The 17,188-nt window shown below is 66.6% G+C and carries 19 protein-coding genes; 10 read left to right on the top strand and 9 right to left on the bottom strand.

The features are described from left to right. Nucleotides 1-510: 510 nt before the first annotated feature. The 6 genes from infC to ACQHGV_RS12365 form a co-directional block, all read right to left on the bottom strand. A complete protein-coding gene (infC, locus tag ACQHGV_RS12340) occupies nucleotides 511-1,044 on the bottom strand; it encodes a translation initiation factor IF-3 (protein WP_037569087.1) in 534 nt (177 codons plus the stop codon). A gap of 114 nt (nucleotides 1,045-1,158) precedes the next feature. Beyond that, on the bottom strand, nucleotides 1,159-3,162 hold the full coding sequence (gene thrS / locus ACQHGV_RS12345) for a threonine--tRNA ligase (protein ID WP_440978397.1): 2,004 nt from the start codon (nucleotides 3,160-3,162) through the stop codon (nucleotides 1,159-1,161). A gap of 111 nt (nucleotides 3,163-3,273) precedes the next feature. Then, the gene (locus ACQHGV_RS12350) at nucleotides 3,274-3,885 is read right to left on the bottom strand and encodes a hypothetical protein (protein WP_440978398.1); all 612 of its coding nucleotides are present in this window, start codon (nucleotides 3,883-3,885) and stop codon (nucleotides 3,274-3,276) included. Between the two features lie 124 nt (nucleotides 3,886-4,009). Then, nucleotides 4,010-4,213 (bottom strand): general stress protein, encoded by a 204-nt coding sequence (locus ACQHGV_RS12355; protein WP_440978399.1) that lies wholly within the window; start codon nucleotides 4,211-4,213, stop codon nucleotides 4,010-4,012. Between the two features lie 236 nt (nucleotides 4,214-4,449). After that, nucleotides 4,450-5,115, bottom strand: a complete 666-nt coding sequence (locus ACQHGV_RS12360; RefSeq protein WP_440978400.1) for an SIMPL domain-containing protein — start codon at nucleotides 5,113-5,115, stop codon at nucleotides 4,450-4,452. A gap of 97 nt (nucleotides 5,116-5,212) precedes the next feature. Then, the gene (locus tag ACQHGV_RS12365) at nucleotides 5,213-6,028 is read right to left on the bottom strand and encodes an LD-carboxypeptidase (RefSeq protein ID WP_440978401.1); all 816 of its coding nucleotides are present in this window, start codon (nucleotides 6,026-6,028) and stop codon (nucleotides 5,213-5,215) included. Nucleotides 6,029-6,102: 74 nt separating this feature from the next. On the opposite strand from ACQHGV_RS12365, the gene ACQHGV_RS12370 reads away from it, so the two are divergent. The 8 genes from ACQHGV_RS12370 (at nucleotide 6,103) to ACQHGV_RS12405 (ending at nucleotide 11,870) form a co-directional block, all read left to right on the top strand. Beyond that, on the top strand, nucleotides 6,103-7,497 hold the full coding sequence (locus tag ACQHGV_RS12370; RefSeq protein ID WP_440978402.1) for a UDP-N-acetylmuramate--L-alanine ligase: 1,395 nt from the start codon (nucleotides 6,103-6,105) through the stop codon (nucleotides 7,495-7,497). A 62-nt stretch (nucleotides 7,498-7,559) separates the two neighbouring features. Then, entirely contained in the window at nucleotides 7,560-7,823 is a 264-nt protein-coding gene (locus tag ACQHGV_RS12375; RefSeq protein WP_440978403.1) for a DUF6356 family protein, read from the top strand. A gap of 489 nt (nucleotides 7,824-8,312) precedes the next feature. Then, a complete protein-coding gene (locus ACQHGV_RS12380; protein ID WP_440978404.1) occupies nucleotides 8,313-9,041 on the top strand; it encodes an alpha/beta hydrolase in 729 nt (242 codons plus the stop codon). After that, complete coding sequence (locus ACQHGV_RS12385) at nucleotides 9,038-9,817, top strand: tetratricopeptide repeat protein (protein WP_440978405.1); 780 nt, start codon at nucleotides 9,038-9,040, stop codon at nucleotides 9,815-9,817. Before ACQHGV_RS12380 ends, ACQHGV_RS12385 begins: the two co-directional genes overlap by 4 nt. A gap of 76 nt (nucleotides 9,818-9,893) precedes the next feature. After that, on the top strand, nucleotides 9,894-10,310 hold the full coding sequence (locus ACQHGV_RS12390) for a VOC family protein (RefSeq protein WP_183950313.1): 417 nt from the start codon (nucleotides 9,894-9,896) through the stop codon (nucleotides 10,308-10,310). Between the two features lie 9 nt (nucleotides 10,311-10,319). Continuing rightward, complete coding sequence (gene gloB, locus ACQHGV_RS12395) at nucleotides 10,320-11,036, top strand: hydroxyacylglutathione hydrolase (RefSeq protein ID WP_440978406.1); 717 nt, start codon at nucleotides 10,320-10,322, stop codon at nucleotides 11,034-11,036. 40 nt (nucleotides 11,037-11,076) lie between these two features. Then, nucleotides 11,077-11,505, top strand: coding sequence for a hypothetical protein (locus ACQHGV_RS12400; RefSeq protein ID WP_409787666.1), 429 nt, complete (start codon nucleotides 11,077-11,079; stop codon nucleotides 11,503-11,505). Then, on the top strand, nucleotides 11,505-11,870 hold the full coding sequence (locus ACQHGV_RS12405; RefSeq protein WP_440978407.1) for a hypothetical protein: 366 nt from the start codon (nucleotides 11,505-11,507) through the stop codon (nucleotides 11,868-11,870). The genes ACQHGV_RS12400 and ACQHGV_RS12405 overlap by 1 nt, the downstream gene beginning before the upstream one ends. A gap of 226 nt (nucleotides 11,871-12,096) precedes the next feature. On the opposite strand, the gene hslU is transcribed toward ACQHGV_RS12405, so the two are convergent. The 3 genes from hslU to phaR form a co-directional block, all read right to left on the bottom strand. Then, nucleotides 12,097-13,392 (bottom strand): ATP-dependent protease ATPase subunit HslU, encoded by a 1,296-nt coding sequence (gene hslU, locus ACQHGV_RS12410; protein WP_440978408.1) that lies wholly within the window; start codon nucleotides 13,390-13,392, stop codon nucleotides 12,097-12,099. A 12-nt stretch (nucleotides 13,393-13,404) separates the two neighbouring features. Beyond that, nucleotides 13,405-13,947, bottom strand: coding sequence for an ATP-dependent protease subunit HslV (gene hslV, locus ACQHGV_RS12415; protein WP_440978409.1), 543 nt, complete (start codon nucleotides 13,945-13,947; stop codon nucleotides 13,405-13,407). A gap of 364 nt (nucleotides 13,948-14,311) precedes the next feature. Continuing rightward, complete coding sequence (gene phaR, locus ACQHGV_RS12420; RefSeq protein ID WP_183950308.1) at nucleotides 14,312-14,875, bottom strand: polyhydroxyalkanoate synthesis repressor PhaR; 564 nt, start codon at nucleotides 14,873-14,875, stop codon at nucleotides 14,312-14,314. Nucleotides 14,876-14,914: 39 nt separating this feature from the next. Between phaR and ACQHGV_RS12425 the strand changes: the two genes are divergently transcribed. Together ACQHGV_RS12425 and ACQHGV_RS12430 are read left to right on the top strand one after the other, a co-directional pair. After that, nucleotides 14,915-15,967 (top strand): alpha/beta fold hydrolase, encoded by a 1,053-nt coding sequence (locus ACQHGV_RS12425; protein ID WP_440978410.1) that lies wholly within the window; start codon nucleotides 14,915-14,917, stop codon nucleotides 15,965-15,967. 22 nt (nucleotides 15,968-15,989) lie between these two features. Continuing rightward, nucleotides 15,990-17,162, top strand: coding sequence for an acetyl-CoA C-acetyltransferase (locus ACQHGV_RS12430; protein WP_440978411.1), 1,173 nt, complete (start codon nucleotides 15,990-15,992; stop codon nucleotides 17,160-17,162). The last annotated feature ends 26 nt before the right edge of the window (nucleotides 17,163-17,188 follow it).

The following is a 17,188-nucleotide window of genomic DNA, read 5'->3' on the forward strand; positions in this document are numbered from 1 at the left end:
GCGCAGAGGCGCGGAGGACGCAGAGGGTCTTTCAGACGAACAGCAATCTTTCCTCCCCTGGAAGGGGAGGTGGCTGGCCGAAGGCCAGACGGAGGGGTGTCCCGGACGGAGAGGTAACCCGCCCTCGCGACCGGTGACACCCCTCCACCAGCTTCGCTGGTCCCCCTCCCCTTACAGGGGAGGAAGATCAGACTTGCCAAATTTCGCTCGCCCCAAATCCTCCCCGCCGTTCGCACTGAGCGAAGTCGAAGTGCACGTCCCGCCCCCGCCTCCTGACCACCCTCGAAAGGCCACTTGGACCAGCTGGATTCCCTTGGCCTTCGACTTCGCTCAGGCTGAACGGAGGTTGAGGAAAACCGTGCAGTCCCGCCGCACAACTCGCAAAACCTCTGCGCCCTCCGCGCCTCTGCGCGAACCCAAAAAACAAAACCCCCGGTGACCCATCGGGCCACCAGGGGTTTCGGAAACATCGCGCCACTCGGCGGGCTCACACCCCCGAGTCGTCACGCATCACTTCGGGGCCAGCACCATCAGCATCTGGCGGCCTTCCATGCGCGGATAGGCTTCGACCTTGGCGACCTCGGCCACCTGCTCGGCGACGCGCTGGAGCACGTTCATGCCGAGCTGGCCGTGGCTCAGCTCGCGGCCGCGGAAGCGCATGGTGACCTTCACCTTGTCGCCCTCGCCGATGAATTCGACCACCTTCTTCATCTTGGTGTCGTAGTCATGGTCGTCGATGTTCGGACGCATCTTGATCTCCTTGATCTCCTGCGTCTTCTGCGACTTGCGGGCGAGGTTCGCCTTCTTCTGCGCCTCGTACTTATACTTGCCGACATCGAGGAACTTGGCGACGGGCGGGTCGGCGTTGGGCGACACCTCGACCAGGTCGAGGCCGAGTTCCTGGGCCTGGGCCATCGCCTCGCGCGTGTACATCACGCCGAGATTCTCGCCCTCATGGTCGATCACGCGAACCTTGGGGCTTTGAATCCACTCGTTGAACCGAGGACCGTTCATCGGCGGCGCCTGCATCGGACGGCGCATCATGGGAGGACGTATGGGTATTTCTCCTGTGGCAATTACGATTTCAATATAAGCGATCGGGCCCGAATTTGAAAGGGCGAGACAAACGTCCCGCCCTTATCCTCAACCCATGATGTTTCAGCCGCGCAGATCGGGCGGAGTCGCCTCTTCGCGGAGCATCGCAATGGCCTCGTCCAGCGTCATGATCTCCTGCGCCTGGCTGCCCAGACGGCGGACGGCGACCTTGCCTTCCTCGGCCTCGCGCTTGCCGACGACCAGCAGCACTGGAACCTTGGCGACCGAGTGTTCGCGCACCTTGTAGTTGATCTTCTCGTTGCGCAGATCGGTCTCGACCCGGATACCCGCCGCCGCCAGCTTGGCCGCTGCGTCCTCGGCATAGCCATCGGCGTCCGACACGATGGTCGCGACCACCGCCTGCACCGGCGCGAGCCAGACCGGGAAGCGGCCCGCATAATGCTCGATCAGGATGCCGATGAACCGCTCATAGGAGCCGAAGATTGCGCGGTGGAGCATGATCGGGCGATGCCGCTCGCCATCCTCGCCGATGTACGACGCGTCGAGTCGCTCGGGCAGGACTCGGTCCGACTGGATGGTGCCGACCTGCCAGGTGCGGCCGATCGCGTCGGTCAGATGCCATTCCAGCTTGGGCGCATAGAAAGCCCCCTCGCCCGGCAGCTCTTCCCAGCCATATTGCTCGGTCGCCAGCCCCGCCCGCACGACCGCGTCGCGCAGTTCGGTCTCGGCCATGTCCCACATCTCTTCGGTGCCGAAGCGCTTTTCGGGGCGCAGCGCCAGCTTGATCGAATAGGTGAAGCCGAAATCCTTGTAGATACGGTCCGCCAGTTCGCAGAAAGCGCGGACTTCCTCGACGATCTGGTCCTCGCGGCAGAAGATGTGCGCGTCGTCCTGGGTGAACTGGCGCACGCGCATCAGGCCGTGCAGCGCGCCGTGCGGCTCGTTGCGGTGGCAGCAGCCATTCTCGTAGAAGCGCAAGGGCAGGTCGCGGTACGACTTGATCCCCTGGCGGAAGATCAGGACGTGTGCCGGGCAGTTCATCGGCTTCAGCGCCATCCACTGCGCATCGTCCGACACCAGCGGGCCTTCGTCGTCGACGTTCGGCACCTCGTCGGGGATCACGAACATGTTCTCGCGATACTTGCCCCAGTGCCCGGACTGCTCCCACTGGCGCGCGTCCATGACCTGCGGGGTCTTCACCTCGCGATAGCCGCCCGCATCGATCGCGCGGCGCATATAGGCCTCCAGCTCGCGCCAGATGCGATAACCCTTGGGATGCCAGAAGACCGAGCCATGCGCCTCCTGCTGAAGGTGGAACAGGTCCATCTCGTTGCCCAGCTTGCGATGGTCGCGCTTGGCCGCTTCCTCCAAGCGGGTCAGGTGCTCGGCCAGTTGCTTCTTGTTCAGCCAGCCGGTGCCGTAGATGCGGCTGAGCATCGCGTTCTTCTGGTCGCCGCGCCAGTATGCCCCCGACACGCGGGTCAGCTTGAAGGCATTGGGATCGAGCTTGCCGGTCGAGGCGAGGTGCGGGCCGCGGCACATGTCGAGCCAGGCGTCCTCCCCCTTGCCCGCACGATAGACGGTCAGTTCCTCGGTATCGGGCAGCTCGGCGGCCCATTCGGCCTTGAAGCTCTCGCCCTGCTGCGTCCAGCGCTCGATCAGCTGCTCGCGGGTCCAGACCTCGCGGATCAGCGGCTCGTCACGCGCGATGATCTTGCGCATCTCGGCCTCGATCGCGGGCAGGTCCTCCTCGGTGAAGGGGCGATCCTTGGGCGCGAAATCGTAATAGAAGCCGTCATCGGTCGCCGGGCCGAAGGTGATCTGCGTGCCGGGGAACAGCGCCTGCACCGCCTCGGCCAGCACATGCGCATAGTCATGGCGCGCGAGTTCGAGCGCGTCGGCCTCGTCCTTCGCGGTCACCAGGGCGAGGGCGGAGTCGCCCTCGAACGGCCGCATGATGTCGCGCAATTCGCCATCGACACGCGCGGCGATCGCCGCCTTGGCGAGACCCGGCCCGATCGCGGCGGCGATGTCCGCGGGAGTGGTTCCGGGCGCGACCTCACGGACGGAACCGTCGGGCAGCGTGATACGGAACATCGCGGACATGGTAACTCTCTTCGATAGATGCGGATGGCGCGCCTGCGTGGAACGGCCGGCGCGGGCGCGGTCTATAGGGTAGAAAGGCCGCCGCGTATAGTTTGGCCTTGGAGACGACCTTTATTCCGGGACGGCCTGCTCCCGGTTGACCTTGGCGCTGCGAAATCCGCTGGCCAGTATCGCAGCGATGACGCACTTGGCGCGACCTTGCATGATTTCGCTATAGGTCAATCGGTCGAACCATGCCGGATTGACGGCTTTAGCCGTCGCGCGCGGATGGAGAGCGCCTTTGGCCTGGCATAAGACCTCGACCTGCTGCGCGAATGCAGCGTCGTCCGTCTTACCGGGGACATAGGGAGGGAGCCGCTCCAAAAGGCCCATTTCCTTGAGCGTCTGGCGGCCATCCGCCGCCCACCAAGCTCTCAGGCGCTCGATACGGCGGGCGTCGTAGCGCGATTGAACGGCGGAAGGCAACACCACCTTGTGAAAGCTGGCAGCCTTGTGCACGCAATCCGATTGCCGATCGGAAATGTCGGTCGCGTCGATGATCAATGCGGCATCGTCCGACTTGCTCAGCGGCCTGATCGTAACCTGCCCGACATGACAAGCCGCCACCCGCTCGGCGGCCACCTCGATCGTGATCCAGTCGAGCGAAACCGGCAAGGCGGATTGAGCAGCCGGCAAAGCGAGGATGAAGAGCAGGGCTGACATGCCGCCAATATACCCGGCCATCCGGGCTGCACAAAGCACATCTCACATTCCGAACGGGCCGTTTCCGCCAGCGCTCCAGCCCTTCACGAAAACCGGGCGGCGGTGGTCCGCGCCACCGCCGCCCGATCCGTGTCAGGCAAAGCCGTCAGCGCCCTTGCTGACCGCCGCCGCCATGGCTGGCCTGGCCACCCTTCGACCCGGCCTCGGCCGCGCGTTCGGGATCGTTCTTGAAGTTGCCGCCGCTTTCTTGGCCGCCCTTGCGGCCCGCTTCGGAGGCCTTTTCGCGGTCATTGGCGAAATTGCCCGGATTGTTCTCGCGGCCACCGTCGCCATTGCTGTCTGCCATCATCTCTCTCCTACTGCGCCCCCGCAGCGGGAAGACGAAACGGTGCGAGATCAAGTTTCTAGAATAAGGCCAATAATATTATTCTGCATAAGCAGCAGATCATGATCTGGTTAGTGGAGCGAAGCGACAACAAGGACGCACCGCTTCACCCATATCATTATCCCCAGCAGGGGAGATCGCCTCGCCACGCCAGAAATTACGGACAATGGCCGGCCGATGTCAGGCGATCCAGGATACGACTATTGATCGATTGCGTAAGCCGCCATCAACGTAACCTTGATGTCGATCGGCGCGGGCGACAGGTCGATACGGATCGGCGCTCGCGGAGGCGGGGGTGGTGCGGAGGATGCCCCGGCGGGCGCGCCTTCGGGCATCTCGATCACGATCTCGCGATAGTCGCTGTCCTGTACCCGCAGCAAACGACCCAGCTTCTGCCCCGATCCTTCGGCAATCAGCTGCGCCTGCGCCCTGGCCCCGGCGAGCGCGGCGCGCATCGCCTTTTGCCGCGCCGGCTCCGAATTGCTGAGCCAGTAATTCTGAAGCTGGGGCTGCAAGCCGCCAAGTCGACCGATGACACCGACCAGCGTTCCCGCATCGGCGACGCGCGACGTATCGATACGCACCGGCATGGTTGCGACATAGCCCTGGATCGCGCACGCGCCCGTCGACAGCTGGACCTGACCATAGCCGCTTTGGCATTCGCGCGACCGCACCGGCTCGATCCGAAAATCCGAGCTTTGCAGTTCCATCGCGCCACGCACCACCTGCTCGGCCCCGGCGCGAATGGCCTTGGCCTGATCGCGCAGCTTGGCGGTCGCCTCGTCGGACGTCGTCCCCTCGCCACGCACGGTATAGCTGATGGTCGCCCGGTCGGGCGGCGCTTGCGCGGTGCCGGTGGCGGACACCAGAATCTGGGAGGGCGCGCTTGTCTGCGCGCCCGCGGCCGTCGCCGTCAGCGCGAAACATAAGCCTAAAGTCCATGACTTGATCGTTCTTCTCCCCTCACGCGATTCCGAACGGGACCAGATGATTGTCCTGCGTGTGCCCGATCCGTGCGCGGCCCAGATAGGGCACGCCCATCTCGCCGCACCAGCGCTGGATCATGAATTCCAGCGTTTCGCCCCATTCCGGCTCATTCTCCTGCACGTTGCTGACCGCACCCAACCGGACACCCGCCACGCCCTTCAACTGCGTGGCGTTCGCCATGGTGAACAGCATCCGGTCGACCGCGTACAGATGCTCGGACACTTCCTCGATGATCAGGACATGGTCGGTCAGGTCGGGGAGCCAGGGCGTGCCGATCAGCGCGGCGAGGATCGACAGGTTGAACGCCGCCGCCGGGCGCCCGTCGAGGCCCGGCTCCAGCCCCTGCCGGTCGCCGCTGGTCAGCCAGCCGAGCGAGCGCGCCACCGTCACATCGCCATGCTGGCGGCGTATGTCGCTGGCCATCGGCCCATGCACCGGCCGCCCGATCCGCCGGGCATAGAGCGCGGCCAGCACGAAGCCGAGGTCGGAATAGCCGATATAGGTCTTGTGTCCCGCCGCGCCGTTCAGATTGGGCATGACCCGCGACAGGATGCGGTTCGATCCATAGCCGCCGCGCAGGAACCAGATCGCGTCGATGCCGGGATCGTTGGCGAACTCCAGAAAGGCCGAGGCGCGGCGTTCGTCATTACCGGCAAAATGCCCGTCCTCCTCATAGCATTGCGGATGGAAGATCAGGTCGACATCCGGATAGGCGATCGCGGCGAAGGCGCTGACCGGCGCTTCGGCGGCGGGGTTGCCGATGCTCGAGGGAGCGAGGATTCCGATCTTCATGTCAGCGCGTTCCTCGCCTTGGTCAGCCGGCCGGGCATTGCCCCGCGCCGTCAACTCGCCGATAGCGTGGGGCCATGACCAACGGCAATTCCTGTTTTCTGGTGGGTATCGGCGGATCGGGGATGATGCCGCTCGCCATGATCCTGCGCGCACGCGGATGGACGGTTTCGGGTTCGGACCGGGGCCTCGACCAGGGCCGCGTCGCCGCCAAGTTCGATGCGCTGCGCAACGCCGGCATCGCGCTTTACCCGCAGGACGGATCGGGCGTGACCTCGCCCGACCAGCTCGTCATCGCCTCCGCCGCCGTGGAGGAGACGGTGCCCGACATCGTCGCCGCCAACCGTCTGGGCTGCCCGCGCGCCACCCGTGCCCAGATGCTGGCCAACCTGTTCAACGACAGCACCCTCCCCATCGGCGTGGCAGGAACCAGCGGCAAGTCGACCGTCACCGGCATGATCGCCTTCATCCTGCACCAGACGGGGCGCGATCCGACCGCGATGAACGGCGCGGTGATGAAGGATTTCGTCTCGCCAGACAGTCCCTTCGCCAGCGCGCTGGTCGGCGGCGGCGAGGCGTTCGTCAGCGAGGTGGACGAAAGCGACGGCTCGATCGCGCTCTACGACCCCGCCATCGCGGTGCTGAACAATGTCAGCCTGGACCACAAGTCGCTGGAGGAATTGCGCGACCTGTTCGGCGGGTTCGCAGGCCGTGCGCGACACGTGGTCGCCAATGCCGGCGATGCCGAGACGGCGGCGCTGCTGGCCGACATCCCCAACCTCACCACCTTCGCGGTCGAGGGCGCGGCCGATCTGGTCGCCGAGGCGCTGAAGCCCGAACCCTTCGCCATCAGCTTCGATCTGATCACCGGGGGCGCCGGCTATCATGTTCGGCTGTCGGTGCCGGGCCGCCATAACGTCTCCAATGCGCTGGCCGCGATCGGCGCGAGCGTGGCGGCTGGCATCCCCCTGATCGACGCGATCCGCGCGGTCGAACGCTTCACCGGCCTCAAGCGCCGGTTCGAGAGGGTCGGCGAGGCGAACGGCGTCACCGTCATCGACGATTTCGGCCACAACCCCGACAAGATCGCCGCGACGCTCGACACGCTCCACGCCTTTCCCGGCCGGTTGCTGATCCTGTTCCAGCCCCACGGCTATGGCCCGCTGAAGGTCATGCGGACCGAGCTGGTCGACAGCATCGCGCGGCGGATGCGGGACGGCGACGTGTTCGTCCTGCCCGACCCCGCCTATTTCGGCGGCACCGTCGCGCGCGAGGTAACCAGCGCCGACATCGTCGCCGACCTGCGCGCAGGCGGCGTGGACGCCCGCCACATCGCCGACCGCGCCGAGGCGGCGGCGATGCTGGTGGCGGAAGCGCGGCCGGGCGACCGGATCGTGGTGATGGGCGCGCGCGACGACACGCTCAGCCTGCTGGCGGAGGACATGGTGGAGAGGCTGGCCTGGACCGGGTGACGATACCCGGTTTTGCCAATCCCCAGGGCCATGATAGGATCATCGGACACGGCCAAAGGAGAATGCCCGCCATGTTCCGTCGCCTGTTCACCGAGCATCCCGAAAGTGTCGGCGAAAGCTATGTCGAGCATTTCGGCGTCGCGGCGCGGTTCGGGGCGATCATGATCGTCGGCGGCGTCGGCGCGCTGGTGCATGCCGTCGTACCGGGGCTGTGCCAGACCACCGGCAGCGACACGGTGGCACGGCTCCATGCCGAGATGGTCGCCAAGCGGCGCAGGAAGCAGGCGGCGCAGACCCAGGCGAAGACCGTCGAATATGTGATCTGAGGCACTGCCCCTCAAAGCCTGTTATCGCCGCTCTCACCGCCGTTAAGGCTGAGCGAAGTCGCAGGCCAAGGGATGCACTCCCCTCCATCGCCGGCGGCGAAGGCTGGACGTGGCCTTCGACTTCGCTCAGGCTGAACGGAGGGGGGAGCATGTTTCCCCGATCGAGGTGATCGTCGCACAACTGGTCGATCCGGCGTGCGAAGTGTAACAGGCCCGCGCATCGCGTGTGACACGGTGAAACTGGCGGCCGTAGGACCGAAGACTTTCGGGATCGCTTGCGAGGGACTGGCAGTCCTCGCCATGCGGTGCAATTCCCCCCGCCCCGTTCAGCCTGAGCGCAGTCGAAGGCCACGGGACGCATTCTCCTCCGGGTACGGGTTGCGCGTGCCCCCTGGGCTTCGACCGCGTCCGGGCTGAACGGAAGTTGGGATGACGCCGCAAAGCCGCGATCGGGTTTCCATCGCCCCAGCCCTTCCCTACACTCCGGGCATGACCGACAGCCCCACGCCCCGCCCCAAGCTCGCCTATCACTGGACGGACGGCGCCGGCCCCGCGATCGTCTTCCTGCCCGGCTATGCCTCGGACATGCAGGGGTCGAAGGCGCTCGCGCTGGAGGCATGGGCGCAGGCGAACGGCCGCGCGTTCCTGCGCTTCGATTATGGCGGATGCGGCACATCGGACGGCGCGTTCGCGGATCAGGCGCTGGCGGACTGGCGCGACGATGTCGTGGCGATGCTCGACGATGTGGTGAAGGGGCCGGCGGTGCTGGTCGGATCGTCGATGGGCGGCTGGCTGATGCTGCTCGCCGCGCTGGCCCGGCCCGAACAGGTGACGGCCTTGGTCGGCATCGCGCCCGCGCCCGACTTCACCGACTGGGGCTTTTCCGAAGACGAGAAGATGACGATCCTCCAGACGGGTCGGCTGGAGCGGCCCAATCCCTATGGCCCCGAACCCACCCTCTATACGCGCGGCTTCTGGACGTCGGGCGAGGCCAATCGGCTGACCTTCGGTCCCATCGCGTTCGACGGCTCGGTCCGGCTGCTCCAGGGGATGCAGGACCCCGACGTCCCGTGGCAGCGCACCACCCATCTGGCGGGGCTGTTCCGTTCAGCCGATGTGCAGACGATCCTGGTCAAGGACGGCGACCACCGGCTGTCGCGCGAGCAGGACATCGCGCTGTTGATCCGCAGCGTTGAGGACGTGTTGAACCACCCATGATCCTGTTTTCCCTGGCACTCGCCGTCGCAGCTCAGCCCCAGGCCCCGACTCCGGCCGCCGCCAAGCCCGCCGCCCTCCCCACCGATCCGCGCGAGGCGCGGCATGAACGCTGCGTCGCGACCGCCACGCGCGATCCCGTCGCCGGGCGGGCCGAGGCGGGGCGCTGGCAATTGGCGGGCGGCGGCTATTTCGCGCAGCAATGCGCCGGCATCGCCTATGCCTCAGAGGGCAATTGGAGCGCCGCCGCCACCGCCTTCGAACAGGCGGCACGCGCGGCGGAAACCGGTCGCGACATACGTGCCGCCACCTATTGGGCGCAGGCGGGCAATGCCTATCTGGCGGGGGGCGACGCCGCCCATGCCCGCACCGCGCTTGATGCCGCGCTCGCCTCGGGCCAGTTGACCGGCTTCGCGCTGGGCGAAGCGCTGCTCGACCGGGCACGCGCGCTGGTCGCGGGCGGACAGCCGGCGGCGGCGCGGGTCGATCTGGACGCCGCGCTGACGCATGTGCCGAGCGATCCGCTCGCTTGGTTGCTGTCGGCGACGCTGGCGCGCCGCACCGGCGATCTGCCCCGTGCGAAGAAGGACATCGGCGAGGCGCTGGCACGGTCGGCGGACGACGCCAATGTCCAGCTGGAGGCCGGCAACATCGCCGCCGCCGGCGGGGACGAAGCGGGCGCGCGCAAGGCGTGGAGCGAGGCTGCGCGACTCGCCCCGCCCGACAGCCCGGTCCGCGCGATCGCCGCCAAGGCGCTGGCGCAGTTCCCCTCACGCTGAGCCTTATCGCAGGTAAAGGTCTTGCCCTTTATTTGCGGGTAGGACAGCGTGCCCTCCCTAATAGGCAGGAAATCGAATGCGTTATCTCCACACCATGATCCGCGTCAGCGATCCCGACGCCACCATCCGCTTCTTCGCGTTGCTGGGGCTGGAACAGGTGCGGCGGATCGATAACGAGGGTGGGCGCTTCTCGCTGATCTTCCTGGCGGCACCGGGCGACGAGGGCCGCGCCGAGGTTGAGTTGACCCATAATTGGGACCCCGAAATCTATACCGGCGGCCGCAATTTCGGCCATCTCGCCTATCGCGTCGACAATATTTACGAGACGTGCCAGCGGCTGATGGATGCCGGCATTACCATCAACCGGCCGCCGCGCGACGGGCATATGGCCTTCGTCAAGACGCCCGACGGCATCTCGATCGAACTGTTACAGGACGGTGCGCTGCCCCCGGCCGAACCTTGGGCCTCGATGCCCAATGTCGGAAGCTGGTAAAGGCCGCGCATGGAAATCATTCGCGTCCCCGTCCTCTCCGATAACTATGCCTGGCTGATCCATGACGATGGCCAGACCGTCGCGCTCGATCCCGGCGAGGCGGCGCCGGTGGCGGCGGCGGCGGCGGCACGCGGATGGACCATCGACCAGGTCTGGCTGACCCATTGGCATCCCGACCATGTCGGCGGCGCGAGCGAGCTGCGCGCCGCCGGTGCGCGGGTCGCCGGCCCGGCGGCGGAGGCGGCCAAGATCGAGGGGCTCGACCGGCTGCTGGAGGATGGCGACCGGATCGGCGTCGGCATGCTCGAGGCGGTGATCTGGTCGGTGCCGGGGCATACGGCGGGGCATATCGCCTTTCATGTGCCCGAGCGCGGTGTGATCTTCAGCGGCGACACGCTGTTCGCCATGGGCTGTGGCCGGTTGTTTGAGGGGACGGCGGCGCAGATGCACGCCAATATGCGCCGCTTCGCCGCGCTGCCCGAGGATACGCGCGTCTATTGCGGGCACGAATATACCCTGTCCAACGCGCGCTTCGCAGCGGTGGCGGAGCCGGACAACGACGCGATCGCCGCGCGGCTGGCCGATGTCACCGCCATGCGCGAGGCGGGCGAGCCGACCATCCCGACGACCATCGCGCTGGAACGCGCGACCAACCCCTTTCTGCGTTCGGTCGATGCGCAGGAACTGGCCGAGCGTCGTGCAGCCAAGGACGCGTTCAAGGGTTAGGGAAATGTTGCAGGGGAACCGACCGAAGGAGGCGAAGACGATGCGCGGCCTGACAATGCTGTCCACGGCGTTCCTGTTACCGGCGATCGCCGGCTGTACCCCCACCCCCGCCGAGCAGGCGCGGATCGACCAGCGCCAGGCGACCGAGCGCGCCGATCTGGACAAGGCGCTGCGCGGCCTGACCCCGCAAAAGCCGACCCAGTGCATCGGCCAGTATCAGACGCGGCAGGTGACGGCCTATGGCCCGACCATCGTCTATACGATCTCGCCGCGCCTGAAATATGTCAGCGAGACGCAAGGCGGGTGCGAGACGATCGGCCAGCGCGGACGCAACGATATATTGGTCACCCGCACCACGACCGGCCAGCTCTGCGCCGGCGACATCGCACAGACGGTCGACCGCGTGTCGGGCTTCTTCACGGGCAGCTGCAGCTTCGGGCCGTTCGTGCCCTATCGGCCCGCCAAGTGATGCGTGGCCGTCCTGCCATGGTGGCGGCGCTGGGCCTGACGCTCGTCGCCGCCAAGTCCGATCCCTTTGCCGGCCGTGTCGCGGGACCGCCCGTGCAATGCGTCGATACCAGCACGGCCCAGTCGGGGCCAAGCATCGTCGACAACGGCACGATCATCATCAATGCCGGCGGCCGCCGCATCTGGCGTGCGCAAGTGCGCGGCGAATGCCCCAGCCTGCGGCCGTTCAACACGCTGCTGATCCAGCAATGGGGCTCGCGACTGTGCCGAAACGACCGGTTCCAAGTGCTGCAACAGGGCCTGTCGATCCCGTCGGCATCCTGCTTCTTCGATGGGTTCGTGCCCTATGATCGGGTGAAGAAATAGGGGATTTGGCCTAGTACCAGCCCTCCCCCATCCCAGTTTCAGGTAAACGATACCCCGTATCGTATAGGTCATGCCGGGGGCATGACCGACCTGAAACTCGCCTGCGGGAGGGGCGTGCCAAGCGGCAAGCTCACGAGTTCATTCAACCGTCTGATCTTGCCGCTCCCCTCCCGCAAGCGGGAGGGGATGGGGGAGGGCCCGGTGTCTCACCGAGCCCCCACCCCAATCACAAAACAAACCGACTCAAATCCGTATTCCGCGCCACCGCCGCCAATTGGCTGTCGACATACGCTCCATCGACCGTCAGCACCGTCCCCTGACGATCCTCCGCCTCGAAGCTGATATCCTCCAACAGCTTCTCCATAACCGTCTGCAGCCGCCGCGCGCCGATATTCTCGACCTGCGCATTCACCTCCGCCGCGATCCGCGCGATGGCGGCGATACCGTCCTCGGTGAAGGAGATCTCCACCCCCTCGGTGCCGATCAACGCCTTGTACTGGGCAGGCAGCGACGCCTTGGTGTCCGACAGGATCGCGACGAAATCACCCTCGGTCAGCGCCTTCAGCTCGACCCGGATCGGCAGGCGCCCCTGAAGCTCGGGCAACAGGTCGGACGGCTTGGCGACGTGGAAGGCGCCGGACGCGATGAACAGGATATGGTCCGTCTTCATCGGGCCATATTTGGTCGCGACCGTCGTCCCCTCGATCAGCGGCAGCAGGTCGCGCTGCACGCCCTCACGACTGACCGAGCCACCGCGCACGTCGCTGACCGCGATCTTGTCGATCTCGTCGAGGAAGACGATCCCGTTCGCCTCGGCATCGGCCAGCGCGGCGCGGCTGACCTCGTCCTGGTCGAGACGCTTGTCCGCCTCTTCCTCGACCAGCTTGGTCCAGGCGGCCGAGACGGTCAGCTTGCGGCGCTTGAGCGGCTGGCCGCCGAATGCCTTGCCCATCATCTCGGACAGGTTGATCATCTGCGGCGCGGCGCCGGGGATTTCGAACGGCGTGGCCTGGGCCTGTTCCAGTTCGATCTCGATCTCGGTCTGGTCGAGATGGCCGTCACGGAAGCGCTGGCGGAAGGCCTCGCGCGTCGCCTGGCTCGAGTCCTTGCCGACCAGCGCGTCGAGCAGACGGTTCATCGCCGCCTCTTCGGCTTTGTCCTTCACCGCGACGCGGCGGCGTTCCTTTTCCAGCCGGATCGCTTCCTCGACCAGGTCGCGCGCGATCTGCTCGACGTCGCGGCCGACATAGCCGACCTCGGTGAACTTGGTTGCCTCGACTTTGACGAAGGGCGCATCGGCGAGCTTCGCCAGACGGCGGCTGATCTCGGTCTTGCCGCACCCGGTCGGGCCGATCATCAGGATGTTCTTGGGCGTCACCTCGTCGCGCAAATCCGCGCCCAGCCGCTGGCGACGCCAGCGGTTGCGCATGGCGACGGCGACGGCGCGCTTGGCGTCGGCCTGGCCGATGATATGCGCGTCGAGCGCGGCGACGATCGCCTTGGGGGTCAGCTGGTCGTTCATGGGAACCTTGAGTTATTGCGCGCCGTCGATGGCTTCGAGCGTGACGCGGTCATTGGTGTAGACGCAGACATCGGCGGCGATCGCCATCGCCTTGCGCGCGATCGTCTCGGCATCCTTTTCATAGTCGTCGAGCGCGCGGGCCGCCGCGAGGGCGTAATTGCCGCCCGAGCCGATCGCGCAGATGCCGTTCTCCGGCTCCAGCACGTCGCCGTTTCCGGTCAGGATCAGCGTCACGTCCTTGTCGGCGACGATCATCATCGCCTCCAGGTTGCGCAGGAACTTGTCGGTCCGCCAGTCCTTGGCCAACTCGACCGCGGCGCGCAGCAGCTGGCCGTTATGCCGCTCCAGCTTGGCCTCCAGCCGCTCGAACAGGGTGAAGGCATCCGCCGTCGCGCCCGCAAAGCCGCCGATGACCGAGCCGTCGCCCAGGCGCCGGACTTTGCGCGCATTGGGCTTCATGACCGTCTGGCCCATCGAAACCTGACCGTCCCCGGCCACCACCACCCGGCCGCCACGGCGTACCGAGCAAATCGTCGTACCATGCCAAGTGGGCATGGCGTGTTCATTCCCGCTCATGCGCGGCGATATGGATGCGGGGGGCGGCGGGTTCAATGGAGGCGATGACGGTTGATCCATCACCTCCGTTCCGCCTGAGCGAAGTCGAAGGCCACGACCGGCCATTGCGGCTGGGCGTACCCATTCCTCCCCTTGCAGGGGAGGTGGCAGGCCGCAGGCCTGACGGAGGGGTGTCTTGGCTGGAGAGATGAGGGCTCACTCGCAACTGGCGACACCCCTCCACCAGCTTCGCTGGTCCCCCTCCCCTTGCAGCGGAGGAACTGATTCATGCCTAGAGTCTACCCTTCCAGCGTGGCCTTCGACTTCGCTCAGGCTGAACGGAGGTTGGGGCCAGCGGAAAGCTCTACTCCCCCAGCTTCTCGATCTTGTCCTTCAACGCCGCCAACTCCGCCTTCAGCGCCGCCATCTCGGCGTCCTTGCTCGCGGCGGGGGCCGCCGGTGCCGGGGCCGGCGTGGGCGCAACCCCGCCCGGCTTGAACCCCTGCGTCGCCGCTTCAAACATCGCCAGATTGCGCTTGGCCATATCGGCGAAGGGCGTGTTCGCGAACGCGCCCTCGACCGCCGACTTGAACTGTTCCTGGTTGCGGCGGAAGCTGTCCATCGACGCCTCCAGATAGCCCGGCACCACCGCCTGCATCGAATCGCCGTACATCGAGATCAGCTGGCGCAGGAAATTCACGGGAAGCATCGTCTCGCCCCGGCTTTCCTCTTCCATGATGATCTGGGTCAGGACATTATGCGTGATGTCCTCGTCGGTCTTGGCGTCGACCACCTTGAAGTCGCGGCCCGCCCGGATCATCGCCGCCAGATGATCGAGCGTGATATAGGAGGAGGTTTCGGTGTTGTAGAGCCGCCGGTTGGCGTATTTCTTGACGATCACGATGCCGTCCACCGCCTGCTTCTTCATCGATCCCCGCCTTTCCTGATTTTGGTGTAGCCTAACGCCATGGATTTCGCATCGCAACATGGTCCGCGTCCGCTGCCGCTGTTCCTGGCGATGCTGCGCAGCGAGTCTGCAGAAAACCCCGAACTGGCGCAGGCGGCGCTGGAGGGGTTGCGGCGTTTCCAGGCGGCGAAGCGCGAACGCCCGATGCGCGCCCTGCCCGTCCGGCGACGGCGCGGCCGGGTGCGGCTCCGCGATGGCGGCGTCGGGTGCGAAGGCCGGCCGGTGCTGTTCATCCCCTCACTGATCAATCCGCCCTCGATCCTCGACCTGTCACGCGACCGTTCGCTGATCCGCTGGATGCGGGGACAGGGCTTCCACCCCTGGCTGATCGACTGGGGCACACCGGGGGTGAAGGACCGCGACATCGATGCGGCGGGGCATGTCGAGCGTTTCCTGCTGCCCCTGATCGCGACCTTTCCAGAGCCGCCGGTGCTGGTCGGCTATTGCCTGGGCGGCACGCTCGCCATGGCGGCGGCGGCGCGCAGCCGAGTGGCGGGCTTCGCCGCGATCGCCGCGCCATGGCATTTCACCGGCTATGGCGACGAGGCGCGCGCCGCGATGGCCGCGCAATGGGCCGCGATCAAGCCGACCTCCGAAGCGCTGGGCCTCGTCCCCATGGAGGCGTTGCAGGCGGGCTTCTGGCGACTCGACCCGGGCCGCACCATCGCCAAATATGCGGCCTTCGCCGCTCTCGATCCGCGCAGCGAGGCCGCCCGGCGCTTCATCCGGTTGGAGGACTGGGCCAATCAGGGCGCCCCCCTGCCCCATGCCTTCGGCCGTGAGCTGTTCGAGGAGCTGATCGCGCAGGATCGCCCCGGCCAGGGGCAATGGCGCGTCGCCGGGACGACCGTCACACCCGCGCAATGCGACGCCCCTAGCGTCGAGTTCGTCGCCACCGCCGACCGGATCGTCCCCGCCGCCACCGCCATCGGCCTGTCCGACCGGCGAGCGGGGGGCACGGGCCATGTCGGCATGGTCGTCGGCGGCCGTGCGGAGCACCAGCTCTGGCAGCCGCTGGCCGACTGGATCACCCAACTCCCAACGCCTAAATAGATGTGACACAAGAGGAGCCTTCATGACCGAGATCGTCATTACCGCCGCCAAGCGCACCCCCGTGGGCAGCTTCCTGGGCGCCTTCGCCGCCACGCCTGCGCACGAACTCGGCCGGGTGGCGATCACCGCCGCGCTGGAACAGGCGGGCATCAAGGGCGAGGACGTGTCCGAGGTGATCCTCGGCCAGGTGCTGACCGCCGCGCAGGGCCAGAACCCGGCGCGCCAGGCCTCGATGGCCGCCGGCATCCCCAAGGAAGTCCCCGCTTATGGCGTGAACCAGGTCTGCGGATCGGGCCTGCGCGCCGTCGCGCTCGGGCTGCAGGCGATCGCCAATGGCGATGCGACCATCGTCGTGGCGGGCGGCCAGGAGTCGATGTCGCTCTCGCCGCACGCCCAGGCGATGCGCGGCGGCACCAAGATGGGTCCGCTGACCATGGTCGACACCATGGTCCATGACGGCCTGACCGACGCCTTTGCCGGCTATCATATGGGCATCACCGCCGAGAATCTCGCCGAGCAATATCAGGTGACCCGCGACGAACAGGACCAGTTCGCCGTCCGCTCGCAGAACCTGGCCGAAAAGGCGCGTGGTGAGGGCCGCTTCAAGGACGAGATCGCGCCCGTCACCATCAAGACCCGCAAGGGCGAGACGGTGGTCGCCGACGACGAATATATCCGCGCCGGTGCCACGCTGGAGAGCGTCTCGGGCGTCCGCCCCGCCTTCAAGAAGGACGGCACCGTCACCGCCGCCAATGCCTCGGGCCTGAACGACGGCGCCGCCGCGCTCGTCCTGATGAGCCGCGAGGAAGCGACCAAGCGCGGGAGCACCGTGCTCGCCACGATCAAGAGCTGGGCCTCGGCCGGCGTCGACCCGTCGGTGATGGGCATCGGCCCCGTCCCCGCCACCAAGCGCGCGCTGGAAAAGGCGGGCTGGACCATCGGCGACCTCGACCTGATCGAAGCCAACGAAGCCTTCGCCGCGCAGGCCCTGTCGGTCGGCAAGGAACTGGGCCTCGACCCCGACAAGGTCAACGTCAATGGCGGCGCGATCGCGCTGGGCCACCCGATCGGCGCGAGCGGCGCGCGCGTGCTCACGACTCTGATCTACGAGATGCAGAAGCGTGACGTGAAGAAGGGTCTGGCCACGCTGTGCATCGGCGGCGGCATGGGCATCGCCATGTGTGTTGAGCGGTAAACACACCACTTTGCGAAAATTTCGCG

Source organism: Sphingomonas pseudosanguinis (assembly GCF_052056765.1).
In the GTDB taxonomy this organism is placed as follows: domain Bacteria; phylum Pseudomonadota; class Alphaproteobacteria; order Sphingomonadales; family Sphingomonadaceae; genus Sphingomonas; species Sphingomonas pseudosanguinis.